Source organism: Streptomyces roseus (assembly GCF_001044425.1).
Lineage (GTDB): Bacteria > Actinomycetota > Actinomycetes > Streptomycetales > Streptomycetaceae > Streptomyces > Streptomyces roseus.
The window spans coordinates 64,643-82,968 of the sequence record NZ_LFML01000016.1 but is presented as its reverse complement, the minus strand read 5'-3'; the positions used below and the strand labels follow the sequence as shown (position 1 = coordinate 82,968).

14 protein-coding genes are annotated in these 18,326 nt (G+C 72.4%); 5 read left to right on the top strand and 9 right to left on the bottom strand.

Translation table 11 applies throughout. The annotated features are described in order from the left end of the window. Positions 1-6: 6 nt before the first annotated feature. Positions 7-435 (bottom strand): PPOX class F420-dependent oxidoreductase, encoded by a 429-nt coding sequence (locus ACS04_RS04555; RefSeq protein ID WP_048475177.1) that lies wholly within the window; start codon positions 433-435, stop codon positions 7-9. A gap of 107 nt (positions 436-542) precedes the next feature. Here ACS04_RS04555 and ACS04_RS04550 point away from each other — a divergent pair, with 107 nt between their 5' ends. Together ACS04_RS04550 and ACS04_RS04545 are read left to right on the top strand one after the other, a co-directional pair. Continuing rightward, complete coding sequence (locus tag ACS04_RS04550; protein WP_048475176.1) at positions 543-941, top strand: roadblock/LC7 domain-containing protein; 399 nt, start codon at positions 543-545, stop codon at positions 939-941. A gap of 102 nt (positions 942-1,043) precedes the next feature. Further along, a complete protein-coding gene (locus ACS04_RS04545; RefSeq protein ID WP_053080692.1) occupies positions 1,044-1,940 on the top strand; it encodes a DUF6397 family protein in 897 nt (298 codons plus the stop codon). On the opposite strand, the gene ACS04_RS04540 is transcribed toward ACS04_RS04545, so the two are convergent. The 3 genes from ACS04_RS04540 to ACS04_RS04530 form a co-directional block, all read right to left on the bottom strand. Continuing rightward, a complete protein-coding gene (locus ACS04_RS04540) occupies positions 1,904-2,305 on the bottom strand; it encodes a YchJ family protein (RefSeq protein ID WP_048475175.1) in 402 nt (133 codons plus the stop codon). The genes ACS04_RS04545 and ACS04_RS04540 overlap by 37 nt on opposite strands. 83 nt (positions 2,306-2,388) lie before the next feature. After that, on the bottom strand, positions 2,389-3,291 hold the full coding sequence (locus ACS04_RS04535) for an acyl-CoA thioesterase (protein WP_048475174.1): 903 nt from the start codon (positions 3,289-3,291) through the stop codon (positions 2,389-2,391). An 82-nt stretch (positions 3,292-3,373) separates the two neighbouring features. Further along, a complete protein-coding gene (locus ACS04_RS04530) occupies positions 3,374-5,896 on the bottom strand; it encodes a DEAD/DEAH box helicase (protein ID WP_048475238.1) in 2,523 nt (840 codons plus the stop codon). 145 nt (positions 5,897-6,041) lie between these two features. Here ACS04_RS04530 and ACS04_RS04525 point away from each other — a divergent pair, with 145 nt between their 5' ends. Continuing rightward, on the top strand, positions 6,042-6,833 hold the full coding sequence (locus tag ACS04_RS04525; RefSeq protein WP_048475173.1) for a metal-dependent hydrolase: 792 nt from the start codon (positions 6,042-6,044) through the stop codon (positions 6,831-6,833). 77 nt (positions 6,834-6,910) lie between these two features. Here ACS04_RS04525 and ACS04_RS04520 read toward each other — a convergent pair whose 3' ends face one another. From ACS04_RS04520 to ACS04_RS04505, 4 genes are all read right to left on the bottom strand, one after another. Then, entirely contained in the window at positions 6,911-8,692 is a 1,782-nt protein-coding gene (locus ACS04_RS04520; protein ID WP_048475172.1) for an ABC transporter ATP-binding protein, read from the bottom strand. Then, the gene (locus ACS04_RS04515; RefSeq protein WP_048475171.1) at positions 8,689-10,542 is read right to left on the bottom strand and encodes an ABC transporter ATP-binding protein; all 1,854 of its coding nucleotides are present in this window, start codon (positions 10,540-10,542) and stop codon (positions 8,689-8,691) included. Before ACS04_RS04515 ends, ACS04_RS04520 begins: the two co-directional genes overlap by 4 nt. Before the next feature lie 155 nt (positions 10,543-10,697). Then, the gene (locus ACS04_RS04510) at positions 10,698-13,634 is read right to left on the bottom strand and encodes an FAD-binding and (Fe-S)-binding domain-containing protein (RefSeq protein WP_048475170.1); all 2,937 of its coding nucleotides are present in this window, start codon (positions 13,632-13,634) and stop codon (positions 10,698-10,700) included. A 68-nt stretch (positions 13,635-13,702) separates the two neighbouring features. After that, positions 13,703-14,164, bottom strand: a complete 462-nt coding sequence (locus tag ACS04_RS04505; protein WP_048475169.1) for a MarR family winged helix-turn-helix transcriptional regulator — start codon at positions 14,162-14,164, stop codon at positions 13,703-13,705. A 112-nt stretch (positions 14,165-14,276) separates the two neighbouring features. Here ACS04_RS04505 and ACS04_RS04500 point away from each other — a divergent pair, with 112 nt between their 5' ends. Together ACS04_RS04500 and mltG are read left to right on the top strand one after the other, a co-directional pair. Next, a complete protein-coding gene (locus tag ACS04_RS04500; RefSeq protein ID WP_048475168.1) occupies positions 14,277-16,139 on the top strand; it encodes an ABC transporter ATP-binding protein in 1,863 nt (620 codons plus the stop codon). Positions 16,140-16,202: 63 nt separating this feature from the next. Further along, entirely contained in the window at positions 16,203-17,117 is a 915-nt protein-coding gene (gene mltG, locus ACS04_RS04495) for an endolytic transglycosylase MltG (RefSeq protein ID WP_078864412.1), read from the top strand. On the opposite strand, the gene ACS04_RS04490 is transcribed toward mltG, so the two are convergent. Then, positions 17,114-18,265, bottom strand: a complete 1,152-nt coding sequence (locus tag ACS04_RS04490; RefSeq protein ID WP_048475236.1) for an FAD-dependent oxidoreductase — start codon at positions 18,263-18,265, stop codon at positions 17,114-17,116. The genes mltG and ACS04_RS04490 overlap by 4 nt on opposite strands. Positions 18,266-18,326: the final 61 nt, after the last annotated feature.

The following is an 18,326-nucleotide window of genomic DNA, read 5'->3' as shown; positions in this document are numbered from 1 at the left end:
CCCTCGTCAGTGGGTGACGCCGTCGACGGAGGTCACCTTGTCGATGGTGACGCGGACGAGGAGCTCGCCGGGGACGGCGTTGCGGCGGCCGAAGGCCGCGGCGCGCTCCTCACCCATGTAGCGGGCGGCGATGCGCGTCGCCCAAGGGAGCATCTCCTCCAGGTCCTCGCCGATCTCGGCGCGCCCCTGGAGGACGACGTAGGAGTACGGCGGACGGTCGTCGTCCACGCAGAGCGCGACGCGTCCGTCGCGCAGCAGATTGCGCCCCTTCACCGTGCCCTTGCCGGTGTTGAACACGAAGGTGTCGTCGTCGAGGACGAACCAGACGGGGGCGATGTGTGGGCTGCCGTCCTCGCGGACGGTGGACAGCTTGCCGGTGCGGGTTCCGTACGAGACGAACGCCCGCCATTCCTCTTGAGTCATCTTCTTCGCCATGGGGAGATCCTCCTTGCCCGAAAGGCGCTGGTGGGGAAGGCTGGCGGCACTTACTACGCGGGGCGGGGCGCGGCCGGGCCGGTGGCGTCGACGGGGAGGGGCTCGACATGGCACTGGACAAGCAACTCGACTGGCTGCTGGACGACTTGACGCGCAGGGTCCAGCAGGTCAGGCATGCGGTGGTGCTGTCCAACGACGGCCTGGTGACGGGCGCGAGCGCGGGGCTGGTCCGGGAGGACGCGGAGCACCTGGCGGCGGTGGCCGCGGGATTGCAGAGCCTGGCCAAGGGCTCGGGCCGGCATTTCCGGGCGGGTGAGGTGCGGCAGACGATGGTCGAGTACGACGACGGGGCCCTGTTCGTGATGGCTGCGGGGGCGGGGAGTTCGCTGTGCGTCCTCAGTGCCGCCGAGGCCGACATCGGCCAGGTCGCGTACGAGATGACGCTGCTGGTCAACCGGGTGGGGGAGCACCTGGGAGTGGCGGAGCGGCGGATCACCGGAGGCTGAGCCCTGCGGGGTCCCGGGAGTTATCCACAGGCCTCGCGGGTGTCGTAGCGCTGAGTTACGGTCTTCACACAGAGTAATCGTCTCGTGTGGGGGAGGACCGTCATGGACGTGGCGACGCAGGTCTTGTCGGAGGTGCGGGGGCAGGTTCCGCCGGTAGGCCCGGTAGGCACGGTGATCCCGGCGATTTCGGCGATTCCGGTGGCCGAGCCCTCGGTCGTACGGGCGGACCCGCTGCCGGATGCGGCGGTGGGCGGCGCGCGGGCGGCGGAGGAACTGGGACTGACGCGGCCCGAGTTCGCCCGGGCCGTGCAGCTGGGCATCGTACGGGCCGGGCCGCCGGCGCAGGGAGGGGCCGTGCGGTACGCCCGGGCCGAGCTGGAGCGGATCCGGTCGGCCGAGGGGTTCCCGGACGCGCTGCGCGAGCGGGTCGAGACGGTGGCCGGAGCCGAGGCCGCCGGGGCGGTGCTGGGCATCAGCCCGGGCCGGTTCACCCGGCTCGCGCGGTGCGGCCACATCATCCCGGTCGGCTACCGGATCAACCGCTACCGGGCGGTGGTGTGGCTCTATCTGGCCGCGGAACTGCGGGAGTTCGCCGACCGGGAGCCGGGGATGCTGCGCGGGAGCGCGTCCCCGGCCGACCGGGAGCTCCTCGCGGCCCAGGCCGATCTGCGGCCGCGGAAGTGGCGGGGGCGGCATGTCGGCCTGCTGCTGAGACGAACCGCGGACCCCTGGGAGCGGGCGGCCGTGCTCGCCTCCGTCCTTCCCGAGGAGGAGCTGCGGCGGGCCGTGCCCGATGCGGCGGAGCGGATCGTGCTGGCCGCGCTCGCCCCGCCCCCGCCGTACGGGCACCCGCAGATCCCGGCCGCGGCAGCGGTGGCGCTGCGGCTGCTGCGGGCGCAGCCGGCGGACGAGGTCCACTGGTACCGCACCAGTCTGGACTTCGCGCTGACCGGAGCGCGCGGTCAGTCGAAGTCGACGGGGGAGAGGGGGCCGACGTAGACCCAGGCCCCGGCCTCCCGGCTGAAGGCGCTGTGCTCGTGCAGGGAGCCGGTGTGCCGGCCCTCGCGGTAGTGCGCCCGGAACTCCACCGACCCCTCCGTTTCGAACATCCCGCCGCGCTCGGTGGCGAGGATCTCCAGGCGCTCCCAGCGCTGGCCGGGATCGAGGTCGAGCCGGCCGGGCCGGGTCCCGGGGTGCCAGGAGCGCAGCAGGTAGGCGGTGTCGCCGAGGGCGAACGCGCTGAACCGGGAGCGCATCAGCAGCTCGGCGGTGGGCGCCTGCTGCGCACCGGAGTGGAAGCGGCCGCAGCACTGCGGGTACGCGGCGGGCAGTCCGCAGGGGCAGGGGAGGGCCGGGGTGGGCATGGGTGCGCTCAGCTCTTCGTGGACGGGTCGACAAATCGACTACTGGACCGGCGAGTTCCGTGGACGGCCGGGAAGGGGGTGGGCTACTGGGGTGACACGGCCGGCTTGGCCGCGTTCTCGGCGTACGGGCGGAACAGGCCCTCCTGGACCACGGAGACCAGCAGTCTGCCCTCCACGTCGTAGATGCGGCCCCGGGCGAGACCTCGGCCGCCGTGCGCGATGGGCGACTCCTGGTCGTACAGGAACCACTCGTCCGCGCGGAACGGACGGTGGAACCACATGGCGTGGTCCAGCGAGGCCATGTCGAAACCCCGCATGCCCCACAGCGGCTCCACGGGGATGCGCACGGCGTCGAGGAGGGTCATGTCACTGGCGTAGGTGAGGGCGCAGGTGTGCACCAGCGGGTCGTCGCCCAGCGGGCCGACCGCGCGCATCCACACCGCGCTGCGCGGATCGGCGTCCTTGAGCTCCTCGGGAGTCCACCGGAGCCGGTCCGTGTACCGGATGTCGAACGGCTGGCGGCGGGCCATCCGCTCCAGCGCCTCGGGCAGCGCCCCCAAGTGCCCGCGGATCTCGTCCGCGACCTTCGGGAGCGTGTCCGGGTGGGGGAAGTCGAGTCGGGGAGGCAGCTGGTGCTCGATGCTGCCCTCCTCCGGATGGTGGAAGGAGGCGGTGAGATTGAAGATCGTCTTGTCCTGCTGGACCGCGGTGACGCGGCGCGTGGTGAAGGACCGGCCGTCGCGCACCCGCTCCACCTGGTACACGATCGGCATTCCGGGGATGCCGGGGCGCAGGAAGTACGCGTGCAGCGAGTGGACCGGGCGGTCGCTCTCGGTGGTGCGGCCGGCGGCCACCAGGGCCTGGCCGGCGACCTGCCCGCCGAAGACCCGCTGGAGGGATTCCTGCGGGCTGGCGCCGCGGAAGATGTTGACCTCGATCTGCTCCAGGTCGAGCAGATCGACGAGTCTCTCGGCGGGATTCGTCATCAGGGGGTCTCCACTGTCGGGTCCGGCGGTTCCGGCGGGGCCGGCTGCCGCTGGGGCGGGTCGGGTCGCTTGCGCGGGTGGCTCAGAGCGCGCCGAGCTCACCGACCGAGGTCAGCCGGATGATCGCACGGCCCTCCTCGTCGGAAGCCGCGAGGTCGACCTCGGCGCTGATGCCCCAGCCATGGTCCCCGTTGGGGTCCGCGAAGGTCTGGCGGACGCGCCACAGGCCGTGCGCCGGGTCCTCCTCGATCTGGAGCAGCTTCGGGCCGCGGGCGTCGGGGCCGGTGCCGAGGTCGTCGTACTCGTCCCAGTACGCGTCCATGGCCTCGCCCCACGCGTCGGCGTCCCAGCCGGATTCGCCGTCCAGCTCACCCAGCTGGTCGACGTGGTCCAGGGCGGCGAGCTCCACGCGGCGGAACATGGCGTTGCGGACCAGGACGCGGAAGGCGCGGGCGTTCGCCGTGACCGGCTTGACCTGGTCGGCCTTCTCCTGGGCCTGCTCCGCCGTCTCCACCTCCGGGTTCGCCAGCTGCTCCCATTCGTCGAGGAGGCTGGAGTCGACTTGGCGGACGAGCTCGCCCAGCCAGGCGATGAGGTCCTGGAGGTCCTCCGACTTGAGGTCGTCGGGGATGGTGTGGTCCAGCGCCTTGTACGCGCTGGCCAGGTAGCGCAGCACGATGCCCTCGGTGCGGGCGAGTTCGTAGAAGGAGGTGAACTCGGTGAAGGTCATCGCGCGCTCATACATGTCGCGGATGATCGACTTCGGGGAGACCGGGTGGTCCCGGACCCACGGGTGGCTCTTGCTGTACACGTCGTAGGCGTGCAGGAGCAGCTCTTCGAGCGGCTTGGGATAGGTGACGTCCTGCAGACGCTCCATCCGCTCCTCGTACTCGATCCCGTCGGCCTTCATGGCGCCCACGGCGATGCCGCGTTCCTTGTTCTGCTGGGCGGCGAGGATCTGGCGCGGGTCGTCCAGCGTGGACTCGACGACGGAGACCATGTCCAGCGCGTAGGAGGGGGACTCCGGGTCCAGCAGGTCGAAGGAGGCGAGCGCGAAGGTGGACAGCGGCTGGTTGAGCGCGAAGTCCTGCTGGAGGTCGACGGTGAGCCGGATCGTGCGGCCCTCCGCGTCCGGGGTGTCCAGCTTCTCGACCACGCCTCCGTCCACCAGCGAGCGGTAGATCGCGAGGGCCCGGCGGATGTGCCGCAGCTGTGCCTTGCGCGGCTCGTGGTTGTCCTCCAGCAGGTGGCGCATCGCCTTGAAGGCATCGCCCGGACGGGCGATGACCGACAGCAGCATGATGTTGGTGACCTTGAACCGGGAGGTGAGCGGCTCGGGGTCGGCGGCGATGAGCTTCTCGAAGGTGGTGTCCGACCAGGCGACGAAGCCCTCGGGAGCCTTCTTGCGCACCACCTTGCGGCGCTTCTTCGGGTCGTCGCCCGCCTTCGCGAGGGCCTTCTCGTTCTCGATGACGTGCTCGGGCGCCTGGGCGACCACATAGCCCGCCGTGTCGAAGCCGGCCCGGCCCGCGCGGCCGGCGATCTGGTGGAACTCGCGGGCGCGCAGGGTGCGGACGCGGTTGCCGTCGTACTTGGTGAGCGCGGTGAACAGCACCGTGCGGATCGGGACGTTGACGCCGACGCCGAGGGTGTCGGTACCGCAGATCACCTTCAGCAGGCCGGCCTGCGCCAGCTTCTCCACCAGGCGCCGGTACTTGGGCAGCATGCCGGCGTGGTGGACGCCGATGCCGTGCCGGACGTAGCGGGAGAGGTTCTGGCCGAACTTGGTGGTGAAGCGGAAGTTGCCGATCAGATCGGCGATCTTGTCCTTCTCCTCGCGGGTGCACATGTTGATGCTCATCAGCGACTGCGCCCGCTCGACCGCCTGGGCCTGGGTGAAGTGCACGATGTACACCGGGGCCTGCCGGGTCTCCAGCAGCTCGGTGATGGTGTCGGTGATGGGCGTCGTGACGTACTCGTACGACAGCGGCACGGGCCGGGTCGCGGAGCGGACCACCGAGGTCGGCCGGCCGGTGCGCCGGGTCAGGTCCTCCTCGAACCGCTTCACGTCGCCGAGCGTCGCCGACATCAGGACGAACTGCGCCTGCGGGAGCTCCAGCAGCGGGATCTGCCAGGCCCAGCCGCGGTCCGCCTCGGCATAGAAGTGGAACTCGTCCATGACGACCTGGCCGATGTCGGCGTACTTGCCGTCGCGCAGGGCGATGGAGGCGAGCACCTCCGCGGTGCAGCAGATCACCGGGGCGTCCGCGTTCACGGAGGCGTCGCCGGTCAGCATGCCGACGTTCTCGGTGCCGAAGAGCTTGCACAGGTCGAAGAACTTCTCCGACACCAGCGCCTTGATCGGGGCGGTGTAGAAGGTCACCTTGTCCTGGGCGAGGGCGGTGAAGTGCGCGCCCGCCGCCACGAGGCTCTTGCCGGAGCCGGTCGGAGTGGACAAGATCACGTTCGCCCCGGAGACGACCTCGATCAGCGCCTCCTCCTGAGCCGGGTACAGGGTGATGCCCTGATCCTCCGCCCACGAGGAGAAAGCCTCGAAGAGGGCGTCGGGGTCGGCGTTCGGCGGGAGCTGATCAATGAGGGTCACACCCCCCATCTTGCCTGCCTTCCCGCCGGAAGAGGGAACCGGCGGGAGGATCGAAGATCACCGCCGGTACGCTGTGCCGTTGACCGGGCCCGAACGAAACCGTCAACAGGGCCCGAACACCACAAGACCGGGGCGGGGAACGACCATGATGGGTCCGGCGCACTCACTGTCGGGGGCGGCAGCCTGGCTGGGGGTGGGAGCGGCGGCCGCGGCCGCCGGGTACCCGATGCCCTGGCCGGTTCTCGTCGTCGGCGCGCTCATCTGTGCCGGCGCCGCCCTCGCACCCGACCTGGACCACAAGTCGGCGACGATCTCGCGCGCCTTCGGTCCGCTCTCCCGGGGCCTGTGCGAGGTGGTCGACAAGATCTCCTACGCGGTCTACAAGGCCACGCGCGCCCCCAAGGACGCCCGCCGCACCGGCGGCCACCGCACCCTGACGCACACCTGGCTGTGGGCGGTCCTCATCGGCGCCGGCTCCTCGGCGCTGGCGGCCACCACCGACCGCTGGGGCGTGCTGGTCCTGCTCTTCGTCCACCTGGTGCTGGCCGTCGAAGGCCTGCTGTGGCGGGCGGCCCGGATGTCCAGCGACATCCTCGTCTGGCTGCTGGGCGCCACGAGCGCCTGGATCCTGGCGGGCGTCCTCGACCAGCCCGGCAACGGCGCCGGCTGGCTGTTCACCGGCCCCGGCCAGGAATACCTCTGGCTCGGCCTGCCGATCCTGCTCGGCGCCCTGGTCCACGACATCGGCGACGCCCTGACCGTCTCCGGCTGCCCCATCCTGTGGCCGCTGCCGATCGCCGGGAAGCGCTGGTACCCCATCGGCCCGCCCAAGGGGATGCGCTTCCGGGCCGGGAGCTGGGTGGAGCTCAAGGTGCTGATGCCCGTGTTCATGCTGCTCGGCGGCGTGGGCGGAGCCTCCGCCCTCGGCTTCATCTAGTACCGGTACGGCAAAGGCCCCGGACCCCGCGCGTCAGCGGGGGACCGGGGCCTCGTCAGAGCGCCGGTGCGGGCCGGTCAGCCGTGCCAGGAGCGCCACAGCGCCGCGTACGCGCCGTCCGCCGCGACCAGCTCGTCGTGCGAGCCCAGCTCGCTGATCCGGCCGCCCTCGACCACCGCGATCACGTCCGCGTCGTGCGCGGTGTGCAGCCGGTGGGCGATCGCGATCACCGTACGGCCGTCCAGCACCCGGGCCAGCGAACGCTCCAGATGGCGCGCCGCCCGCGGGTCCAGCAGCGAGGTGGCCTCGTCCAGCACCAGGGTGTGCGGGTCCGCGAGCACCAGCCGGGCCAGTGCGATCTGCTGCGCCTGCGCCGGGGTCAGCGCCGTACCGCCCGAACCCACCTCCGTGTCCAGACCGGACTCCAGCGCCCGGGCCCAGGCATCCGCGTCCACCGCGCCCAGCGCCGCCCACAGCTCGGCGTCATCGGCCCCGGTGCGCGCGAGGCGCAGGTTGTCCCGCAGCGAGCCCACGAACACGTGGTGCTCCTGGTTGACCAGCGCCACCTGCTCGCGCACCCGCTCCGCGGGCATCCGCGACAGCTCGGCGCCGCCGAGGGTGACCTCGCCGGTCCGCGGTGCGTAGATGCCCGCCAGCAGCCGGCCCAGCGTGGACTTGCCCGCCCCGGAGGGGCCGACCAGTGCCATCCGGGTGCCCGGCGGCACCGACATGGACACGTGGTGCAGCACGTCCACGCCCTCCCGGTAGCCGAAGCGCACCTCGTCGGCCCGCACGTCCCGCCCGTTCGGGGAGACGGCCGCGTCACCGGCGTCCGGCTCGATCTCCCGCACGCCCACCAGGCGGGCGAGCGACACCTGGGCGACCTGGAGCTCGTCGTACCAGCGCAGGATCAGGCCGATCGGATCGACCATCATCTGGGCGAGCAGCGCACCGGTGGTCAGCTGCCCGACGGACATCCAGCCCTGGAGCACGCAGTAGCCGCCGATCATCAGCACGGAGCCGAGGATCGTCACGAAGGTGACGTTGACGACGGGGAAGAGGACGGTCCGCAGGTACAGCGTGTACCGCTCCCACGCCGTCCACTCCTTGATCCGCCGCTCCGACAGCGCGATGCGGGCCGGACCGAGGCGGTGCGCCTCGACCGTGCGCCCGGCGTCCACCGTCTCGGTGAGCGCGGCCGAGACCGCCGCGTACCCGGCCGCCTCCGAGCGGTACGCCGAGGGCGCCCGCCGGAAGTACCAGCGGCAGCCGACGACCAGCACCGGCAGCGCCACCAGCGCGGCCAGCGCCAGCGGCGGCGCGGTCACCGTGAGCGCCCCGAAGAGCAGCCCGACCCAGACCACGCCGATGGCCAGCTGGGGCACGGCCTCGCGCATGGCGTTGGCCAGCCGGTCGATGTCGGTGGTGATCCGCGACAGCAGGTCGCCGGTACCGGCCCGCTCCAGCACGCCCGGGGGCAGGCCCACGGAGCGCACCAGGAAGTCCTCGCGCAGGTCGGCCAGCATCTCCTCGCCGAGCATCGCACCGCGCAGCCGGACCTGGCGGACGAAGAACGTCTGGACCGCGAGGGCCAGCGCGAACAGCAGGGCCACGCGTTCCAGGTGGAGTTCGCGCGCCCCCGCCGCCAACTGGTCCACGACCCGGCCGAGCAGGTACGGGCCGGCCATGGAGGCCGTCACCGCGGCCGCGTTGACGGTCACCAGCAGCACGAAGGCCCGCCGGTGGCGGCGGAACAGGCCGCGCACATAGCCCCGTACGGTCGCCGTCGAGCCCACGGGCAGGGTGGCGGCCGATTCGGGGGCCGCCGGGTCGTATTGCGGCGGCGCCACGCCGATCATGCGGATTCCTCGATCTCTGTCAGTGCCTTTTCCAGCCGGGCTTCTTCCAGCCGGGTCAGTTCCGTCCGGGCCGCCCGCTGTTCCTCGTCGGTCTCGCGGGTGACCACGGCGCGGTAGAGCGGTTCGCCGTGCAGTAGTTCGCGGTGCGTACCGGTCGCGGCGACCCGGCCCTCGTGGATCAGGACCACCCGGTCGGCGCGGTCCAGGAGCAGCGGGGAGGAGGCCAGCACCACCGTCGTGCGCCCGGCGCGCAGGGCGGCGATCCCGTCCGCGATCCGTGCCTCGGTGTGCGAGTCGACCGCCGAGGTCGGCTCGTCCAGCACCAGCACCTCAGGGTCGGTGGCCAGGGAGCGCGCCAGCGCCAGCCGCTGACGCTGCCCGCCGGACAGGGACCGGCCGCGCTCGGTGATCCGCGCGTCCATCGGGTCCTCCACCCCGTCGGGCGCCGACTGCAGCAGCGCGTCCAGGACGTCCCCGCACTGGGCGGCGGTCAGCGCCGCCCCGGGCTCGACCGCTCCGGACGCCGGTACGGCGAACAGCTCACGCAGCGTTCCCGACAGCAGCACCGGATCCTTGTCCTGCACGAGGACCAGCGCGCGCGCCGTGTCCAGCGCGAGCTCGTCCAGTGCGACCCCGCCCAGCAGCACCGAGACCCGGTCGGCGGCCGGGACGTCGTCCGCCGGATGTCCGCCGAGGCGTTCGGCGAGCCGTCCCGCCAGGTCAGGGTCCCCGCACACCACGGCGGTGAACCGGCCCGCCGGGGCCAGCAGCCCCGTCGCGGGGTCGTACAGGTCCCCGCCCGGAGCCGGAGCCCCGGGGATCTGGCTCCGGGCGGCCTCCGGCTCCGGGGCGTCCGTACGCGTCAGCGACAGCACCCGCGCCGCCCGCACCGCGGAGGGCCGCGAGAAGGAGTACGCCATGGCGATCTCCTCGAAGTGCCGCAGCGGGTAGAGCATCGTGGCCACCGCACTGAAGGCGGCGACGAGTTCACCGACCTCCAGCCTGCCGTCCAGCACGAGCACGGAGCCGTACCAGACCACGGTGATCAGCAGGGCGCCCGGGAGCAGCACCTGGATCGCGGAGATCAGCGCCCACATCCGGGCGCTGCGCACGGCAGCCTTGCGGACTTCCTGCGAAGCCTCGCGGTAGCGGCCCAGGAACAGTTCCTCCCCGCCGATGCCGCGCAGCACCCGCAGGCCGGCGACCGTGTCGGAGGCGAGTTCGGTGGCCTTGCCCGCCTTCTCGCGCTGGACGTCGGCGCGCCGGGTGGCGCGCGGCAGCAGGGGCAGCACGGACAGGGCGAGCACCGGGACGCCGATCGCGACGACCACGCCGATCGAGGGCGCGAAGAACAGCAGGCCGACGCAGATGGCGACGACGGAGAAGGCGGCGGCGAGGAAGCGGGAGACCGCCTCGACGAACCAGCCGATCTTCTCCACGTCGCCCGTGGAAACGGCCACCACCTCGCCCGCCGCGACCCTCCGGGTCAGGGCGGAGCCCAGCTCGGCGGTCTTGCGGGCGAGCAGCTGCTGGACCCGTGCGGCGGCGGTGATCCAGTTGGTGACGGCCGTCCGGTGGAGCATCGCGTCGCCGACGGAGATGGCGACGCCGATCAGCGCCAAGAGGGCGCCGACCAGCATCAGTCGGGTGCCGTCGCGCTGCACGACCGCCTCGACGCCCAGGCCCACCGCGTACGGCAGCCCGGCGACCCCGCCGAAGTGCACCAGTCCCCAGCACAGGCTCTTGGCCTGTCCGCCGAGTTGGCCGCGCCCCAACCACACCAGGAAGCGCGGGCCGGAGCGGGCGTCGGGTACTCCGGGGTCCGGATACGGAAGATCGCTGATCTGCATGACGCCTCAAGACTGGTCGAGTGGTTCAAACCGAGCAAGGTTCGCCTTCCGGACCGGTTCCGGGCAATCGATTTTGCGTTGGCCACGGCCTCACGCAGTGGGATGTGCGGTCCGTGCGGCCGTAAACCACCAGGTCAGGGCAGTGGACCTGCGGGTCAGGGGCGGGTGGCCCGCTCCAGTTCCAGCAGTGCCGAGTGGTAACTGCGGCCGGTCGCCCGGTCCATGCCCACCTCGCACATCCGGTTCGCCGACAGATGCGCGTCGAACGCCCGCGAGGTCACCTCCGCCGCCTCGCGCTCCGTGGCCGAGGCCGTCAGCTCCGGATGCAGCATGCCCCGGTCGCCCGCGAAGGCGCAGCAGCCCGCATCGTCCGGGACCACCACCTCCGTCGCACAGGCCTCCGCCACCGCCAGCAGCCGCGCCGTACCTCCCAAGTGCTCCATCGAGCAGGTCGGATGGAGCACGGCCGAGCCCACGGTGCGCCGGATCTCCAGGTGCGGGAGCAGCTCGTCCGCCGCCCACACGACCGAGTCGAGGACCGTCAGCTCCGCGTGCAGGGCCCGGCTCTCGTCCGTCAGGAACGGGACCATCTCCCGCGCGATGCCCAGCGTGCACGAGGAGGCGTCGACCACCAGCGGCAGCCGCCCGCCGGCGGTCCAGCCCCAGGCGGCCTCCACGATCCGGTTGGCCATCAGCCGGTTCCCGGCCTCGTAGCCCTTGGAGTGCCAGATCGTGGCGCAGCAGGTGCCCGCCACGTCGCCGGGGATCCACACCGGCTTCCCGGCCCGCTCCGACACGGCCACCACGGCTTCGGGCAACGAGGGGCCGGGCCGGCCCCCGGGGCCGCCGAAGATCCGGTTCACGCAGGCCGGGTAGTACACGGCCGCCGCGCTCAACCGCTCGGTGCGGGGCGGTTTTCCGGCGGCTGCGCCGGGGAGCCGCGGCAGCCACTGCGGAACCAGGTCGGGTCGTACGGCCTTGCGGGCCGCCCTGGTGAGCGCCTCCGGCACCCGCTCCCCGGCGTGCTCGGCCAGCCGGTCGGCGGCGGCCACGGCCAGTCGGGCGGCGCCCTCCACGGCTTTGAACCGCCGCGCGGCGAGGGCGGCCACGCGCTCCTCGCGCGCGCCGTGCCGGCGATGGCGGAAGCCGCGCATCAGCGCGCCCGTGTCGATGCCGACAGGACAGGCCAGCTTGCAGGTGGAGTCGCCCGCGCAGGTGTCCACGGCGTCGTGGCCGTAGGCGTCGAGCAGTCCGTCCAGCACGCGGGAGCCCGGCTGCTGGCGCATCATCTCCCGGCGCAGCACGATCCGTTGACGGGGCGTGGTCGTCAGGTCCCCGCTGGGGCAGGTCGGTTCGCAGAAGCCGCACTCGATGCACGGGTCGGCGACCGCCTCGACGCGCGGGATCGTCTTCAGCCCGCGCAGATGGGCCGCCGGATCGCGGTCGAGGAGAATGCGGGGGGCGAGCAGCCCGTCGGGGTCGACGATCCGCTTCGTCCGCCACATCAGCTCCGTGGCCCTCGCCCCCCACTCCAGTTCCAGGAACGGGGCCATGTTGCGGCCGGTGGAGTGCTCGGCCTTCAGCGAGCCGTCGAAACGCTCCACCACCAGTCGGCAGAAGGCCTCCATGAAGGCTCCGTACCGCTCCACGTCGGCGGGCTTCGCCGCGTCGAAGGCGAGCAGGAAGTGCAGGTTGCCGTGGGCCGCGTGGCCGGCGACGGCCGCGTCGAAGCCGTGCTCGGCCTGGAGCGCGAGGAGCGCCTCGCAGGCCTCGGCCAGCCGGGAGGGCGGTACCGCGAAGTCCTCGGTGATCAGAGTGGTGCCGGGGGCGCGGGCTCCGCCGACGGCCGTGACGAAGGCCTTGCGGGCCCTCCAGTAGCCGTGGACCGTTCCGGCGTCGCGGGTGAACGCATTGGTGATCGAGGCCACCGGAGCGACCAGGTCCAGCCCGGCGAGCACCTCGGCGGCCCGGCGCTCGTACTCCGCCCTGCCCGCCTCGTCCGGGGCGCGGAACTCCACCAGCAGGGCGGTGGTGTCCTTCGGGAGGGCGGCCCAGTCGGCGGGGACGCCGTCGACGCTGACCGAGGCGCGCAGGGTGTGGCCGTCCATCACCTCCACGGCGAGGGCGCCCGCCGCGTTGAACCGCGGTACCGCGGCGGCCGCGGCGGGCAGTGAGGGGAAGAACAGCAGCGCGCTCGTGAGTTCGCGCTCCAGCGGCACCGTGTCGAAGACGACCTCGGAGATGAAGCCGAGCGTGCCCTCCGAGCCGACCATCAGCCCGCGCAGGATCTCGACGGGAGTGGCTCCGTCCAGGTAGGCGTCCAGGCGGTAGCCGGTGGTGTTCTTGATCTCGTACTTGGCCCGGATCCGGGCGACGAGCTCCGGATCGCCCTCGATCTCCCGCTTGATCTCCATCAGCCCGCGGCACAGCGCCGGCTCGGCGCGCGCCAGCTCCTCGTCCGCGCGCGGGTCGGCGGTGTCCACGACCGTTCCGCCGGGCAGCACGAAGGTGAGGGAGGCGAGGGTGCGGTACGAGTTCCTCGTGGTTCCCGCCGTCATGCCGGACGCGTTGTTCGCGACGACCCCGCCGACGGTGCAGGCGATGGCGCTCGCCGGGTCGGGGCCGAGGATGCGGCCGTACCGGGCGAGCGCGGCATTGGCCCGGGCCACGGTGGTGCCGGGCCGGATCCGGGCCCGGCGGCCCTCCTCCAGCACCTCGATCCCGGTCCAGTGGCGGCGTACGTCGACCAGGACGTCCTCGCCCAGGGCCTGGCCGTTCAGGGAGGTCCCCGCGGCGCGGAAGACCACCTCGCGCTCGCGGCCGTGCGCGTACGAAAGGACGGCGGAGACGTCGTCGACGTCCTCGGCGACCACGACCACCTGCGGAACGAACCGGTACGGCGAGGCGTCGGAGGCGTAGCGGACCAGGTCGGAGACCTTCCACAGCACCTTCTCGGCGCCCAGCAGCGCGGTCAGCTCGGCGCGCAGCGGATCCGGGGTGCCGGCGGCGCGGTGGTCGGGGACCCGGTCGGGAGCGGGGCCGGCGACGCCGTGCGGCCGCAGGGCCCCGGGCTTCGGTTCCAGCAGCGGCATGCGCGACCCCTCGCCTTACTCGTTCGGCCCAATCCGGGGAACCCTCTGCGGGCCCCGGAGCGGCCTGCTCAGCAGCCGCGCTCCATCGGGACGTCCGTCAGAGCGTTCAGCAGGCCGCCGAGCACCTCGCGCTGCTCGGCGGTCAACGGAGCCAGGATCTCCTCCGCGGCGTCGGTCCGCGCGTTGCGCAGGCGGCGCAGCGTGGCGCGGCCGGTGTCGGTGAGCTCGATCCTTATGACGCGCCGGTTCGCCGGGTCGGGCGCGCGCCGCACGCACTCGGCGGCCTCCAAGCCGTCCACCAGCGTGGTCACGGCACGGGGGACGACCTCGAGGCGGGCCGCGAGGTCCGCCATCCGGGGCGGCTCGTCACCGTCGTAGTGCGAGACGAGGCGCAGCAGCCGGCTCTGGGCGGGGGTGATGCCGAGCGGTTCCAGGTGGTGCTTCTGGATCCGGTGGAGCCGGCGGGTCAGCCGCAGCAGCTGCTCGGCGAGCACGCCGTCCGTGCTGTCGGTTTCGGAAGCTGTCCTCATACTGGGAAACAGTACCAGGACCCCATTCATTGTGAGTATAGGTAACAATGAGCTATGCTCATCCGAGTCCCACCGGTCTTGTACTCCGTCAGGTCTCGTCAGAAGGAGGCCCATGCGCCCCGAAGAGCCGAAATGGACCCCATCGAAAGAAGCACTCGATCCCACCCGCCCCGCGCCCGCGGAGCAGCCGCGTGAGCTGCGCCGGATCGTGGCCCTGTTCCGCCCCTACCGCGGCCGCCTCGCCGTCGTGGGGCTGCTCGTCTGCGCCTCCTCGCTGGTCTCGGTGGCCTCGCCGTTCCTGCTGAAGGAGATCCTGGACGTCGCCATCCCGCAGGGGCGCACCGGGCTGCTCAGCCTGCTCGCGCTCGGCATGATCCTCACCGCCGTGGTCACCAGCGTCTTCGGCGTGCTCCAGACCCTCATATCCACCACCGTCGGCCAGCGCGTCATGCACGACCTGCGCACCGCCGTCTACGCCCAGCTCCAGCGGATGCCGCTGGCCTTCTTCACCCGCACGCGGACCGGTGAGGTGCAGTCCCGCATAGCCAACGACATCGGGGGCATGCAGGCGACCGTCACCTCCACCGCGACCTCGCTCGTCTCCAACCTGACGGCCGTGATCGCCTCCATCGTCGCGATGCTCGCGCTGGACTGGCGGCTCACCCTCGTCTCCCTGCTCCTGCTGCCCGTGTTCGTGTGGATCAGCCGGCGCGTGGGCCGCGAGCGCAAGAAGATCACCCTCCAGCGGCAGAAGCAGATGGCCGCCATGGCCGCCACGGTCACCGAGTCGCTGTCGGTGAGCGGCATCCTGCTCGGCCGCACCATGGGGCGCGCCGACTCGCTGACCCGCTCGTTCTCCGACGAGTCCGAGAAGCTGGTCGACCTGGAGGTCCGCTCCAGCATGGCCGGGCGGTGGCGCATGTCCACCATCGGCATCGTCATGGCCGCCATGCCCGCGCTCATCTACTGGGCGGCCGGCCTGGCCCTCCAGTCGGGCGCGCCCTCGCTTTCCGTCGGCACCCTCGTCGCCTTCGTCACGCTCCAGCAGGGCCTGTTCCGGCCGGCCGTGAGCCTGCTGTCGACCGGCGTGCAGATCCAGACCTCGCTCGCTCTGTTCGGCCGGATCTTCGAGTACCTCGACCTGCCGGTCGACATCACCGAGCGCGCGGACGCGGTACGGCTGGAGCGGGCCCGGGGCGAGGTCCGGCTGGAGGACGTCCACTTCGCGTACGACGCCAAGCACGGTCCCACCCTGACGGGGATCGACATCACGGTCCCGGCCGGCGGCTCGCTCGCCGTGGTCGGACCGACCGGCTCCGGCAAGAGCACGCTCAGCTACCTCGTACCCCGGCTCTACGACGTGACCGGCGGCCGGGTCGCCCTCGACGGCGTGGACGTGCGGGATCTCGACTTCGACTCCCTGGCCCGCTCCATAGGTGTGGTCTCCCAGGAGACGTACCTCTTCCACGCCTCCGTCGCCGACAACCTCCGCTTCGCCAAGCCGGACGCCACCGACGAGGAGATCGCCGCGGCGGCCCGCGCGGCTCAGATCCACGAGCACATCGAGTCCCTGCCCGACGGGTATGACACCCTGGTCGGCGAGCGCGGGTACCGCTTCTCCGGAGGCGAGAAGCAGCGCCTCGCCATCGCCCGCACCATCCTGCGCGATCCGCCGGTGCTGATCCTCGACGAGGCCACCAGCGCGCTCGACACCCGCACGGAGCACGCCGTGCAGCGGGCCATCGACAGCCTGTCCCAGGGGCGCACCACGATCACCATCGCGCACCGGCTCTCCACCGTCCGCGACGCCGACCAGATCGTCGTCCTGGACAAGGGCCGCATAGCCGAGCGCGGTACGCACGAGGAGCTGCTGGAGGCGGACGGCCGGTACGCGGCCCTGGTCCGCCGGGACCGCGAAGCCGCGCACACGCCGGAGTCGGTCGTACCGGCCACACCGGTCAAGGTGAAAGTGTGACGATGTGACTGTGGTGCGGGTGTGATGCCGGAAATCCGGCGCTTCACGGGTTAGCGTCCCGCCATGCGCCATGAGTACCAGCCGCCACGGCGTCGCTCCCGGCTCACCCGCCGGGGCCGTCTGGCGCTCTTCCTCGGCATGCTGCTCGTCGTCGGTGCGGCCGCCCTGTTCCCGCTGATGCGCGGTGCAGAGGCTCCCGAGAAGCCGCGCCGGCTGACCATTCCGGAGGGTTGGCGGGCAGCCCAGGTGTACGCCGCGATCGACCGCGAGCTGAAGCTCCCGCCCGGCTCCACCAAGGCGGTGGTCCCCAAGGCCGCACTGGCCCTGCCCGCCGAGGCGAAGGGCAATCCGGAGGGCTTCCTCTTCCCGGCGACGTACCCGGTGACTTCGAAGTCCACCCCGGCCACCCTGATCGCCTACATGGTGGACACGGCCAACCGGAAGCTGGCGACCGGAGCCGTCGCGAACGGCGCCAAGGCCCACGGGATGACCCCGTACCAGACGGCCACGCTCGCCAGCATCATCGAGGCGGAAGCCGAATCCCGCGCCGACCGGGGCAAGGTCGCCCGCGTGGTCCACAACCGGCTGGCGCGCTCGATGCCGCTCCAGATGGACTCCACCATCAACTACGCGCTGGGCCGCAACACGGTGGACACCAAGCTGAGCGAGACGCGGATCGACAGCCCCTTCAACACGTACCAGCGCCAAGGGCTCCCGCCGACACCGATCGACAGTCCGGGCGAAGAGGCCATGGCCGCGGCCGTCGCGCCGACGCCCGGCGACTGGCTGTTCTTCGTCACCGTGAAGCCGGGGGACACCCGCTTCTCGGCGACGTACGAGGAGCACGAGAAGCACGTCGCGGAGTTCAACCGGATCCGGGCCGGTGCGGGCGTCGGTGCCGGTGCGAGCGCGGGCCCGGGATCGCGGGCCCGGTCGGGGACCAGCGAGGTCGCCGCCGGGCGTGCCCGCGCCGGCTAGGTCTGCCGGACCGGCTGGGCGGAAGGGGGAGCGGCGGAGTCCGGCCGGCGGCTGCCGTCCGGGCGGTCCGTGACCTCCCGACGGTTCACATCCCCGGTGCCGGCCAGCAGGCGGCGGATCTCGCGGACCGCGGCCCCGCCGGCGCGGTTGGCGCCGATCGTCGACGCCGACGGGCCGTAGCCGACCAGGTGGATCCGCTCGTCGCGGACCGCGCGGGTGCCCTCGACCCGTATGCCGCCCCCGGATTCGCGCAGGTGCAGCGGGGCCAAGTGGTCGATGGCGGCCCGGAAACCGGTGGCCCACAGGATCACATCGGCCTCCACGCGCCGCCCGTCGGCCCAGGCCACCCCTGTCGGCGTGATCCGGTCGAACATGGGCTGCCGGTCCAGCACCCCCGAGGCCAGCCCGGCCCGGACGGCCTCGTTCAGCGGCAGCCCGGTCACGCTGACCACGCTCTGGGGCGGCAGCCCCCGGCGCACCCGCTCGTCGACGCGGGCGACCGCGGCTCGGCCCTCGGCCTCGCCGAAGTCCCCGTCGCGGAACACCGGGGGCCTGCGCGTCACCCACGTGGTGCCGGCCGCCACCTCGGCGATCTCCAGCAGGTGCTGGACCGCCGAGGTGCCGCCGCCCACCACGACCACCCGCGCCCCGGCGAACTCCCCGGGTCCCGGATAGTTCGCGGTGTGCAGTTGGCGGCCCCGGAAGGTCTCCTGGCCCGCGTAGCGCGGCCAAAAGGGCCGGTCCCAGGTCCCGGTCGCGTTGATCAGCGCCCGCGCGGACCAGATCCCGGCCGAGGACTCGACCCGCAGCCGCCCCTCGCCCCCGTCCCGTACGGCCGTGACGTCCACGGGCCTGCGCACGCGCAGGGCGAACCGCTCCTCGTACGCCGCGAAGTACTCCCCGATCACCGCCGAGGACGCCCGCCGCGGGTCGGCGCCGGTGAGCTCCATGCCGGGCAGGGCGTGCATCCCGTGCACCTTGCCGTACGTCAGTGAGGGCCAGCGGAACTGCCAGGCCCCGCCCGGCCGTGGCGCGTGATCGAGCACGACGTACCCGATCCCGGCCCGCGCCAGGTGGTACGCGCTCGACAACCCCGCCTGCCCGGCCCCGACGACCACCACGTCGACGTCCGCCGTACCCCGCACCATGTCGTTCACGGTTCTGCCAACCCGCCCCGACCGCGGGATCTTCCCGAAGCCCGGCCCCGGC

Coding starts and splice junctions, on each gene's coding strand:
- ACS04_RS04555 (WP_048475177.1), bottom strand. CDS start 435: ATGGCGAAGAAGATGACTCAAGAGGAATGGCGGGCGTTCGTCTCGTAC.
- ACS04_RS04550 (WP_048475176.1), top strand. CDS start 543: ATGGCACTGGACAAGCAACTCGACTGGCTGCTGGACGACTTGACGCGC.
- ACS04_RS04545 (WP_053080692.1), top strand. CDS start 1,044: ATGGACGTGGCGACGCAGGTCTTGTCGGAGGTGCGGGGGCAGGTTCCG.
- ACS04_RS04540 (WP_048475175.1), bottom strand. CDS start 2,305: ATGCCCACCCCGGCCCTCCCCTGCCCCTGCGGACTGCCCGCCGCGTAC.
- ACS04_RS04535 (WP_048475174.1), bottom strand. CDS start 3,291: ATGACGAATCCCGCCGAGAGACTCGTCGATCTGCTCGACCTGGAGCAG.
- ACS04_RS04525 (WP_048475173.1), top strand. CDS start 6,042: ATGATGGGTCCGGCGCACTCACTGTCGGGGGCGGCAGCCTGGCTGGGG.
- ACS04_RS04520 (WP_048475172.1), bottom strand. CDS start 8,692: ATGATCGGCGTGGCGCCGCCGCAATACGACCCGGCGGCCCCCGAATCG.
- ACS04_RS04515 (WP_048475171.1), bottom strand. CDS start 10,542: ATGCAGATCAGCGATCTTCCGTATCCGGACCCCGGAGTACCCGACGCC.
- ACS04_RS04510 (WP_048475170.1), bottom strand. CDS start 13,634: ATGCCGCTGCTGGAACCGAAGCCCGGGGCCCTGCGGCCGCACGGCGTC.
- ACS04_RS04505 (WP_048475169.1), bottom strand. CDS start 14,164: ATGAGGACAGCTTCCGAAACCGACAGCACGGACGGCGTGCTCGCCGAG.
- ACS04_RS04500 (WP_048475168.1), top strand. CDS start 14,277: ATGCGCCCCGAAGAGCCGAAATGGACCCCATCGAAAGAAGCACTCGAT.
- mltG (WP_078864412.1), top strand. CDS start 16,203: ATGCGCCATGAGTACCAGCCGCCACGGCGTCGCTCCCGGCTCACCCGC.
- ACS04_RS04490 (WP_048475236.1), bottom strand. CDS start 18,265: ATGGTGCGGGGTACGGCGGACGTCGACGTGGTGGTCGTCGGGGCCGGG.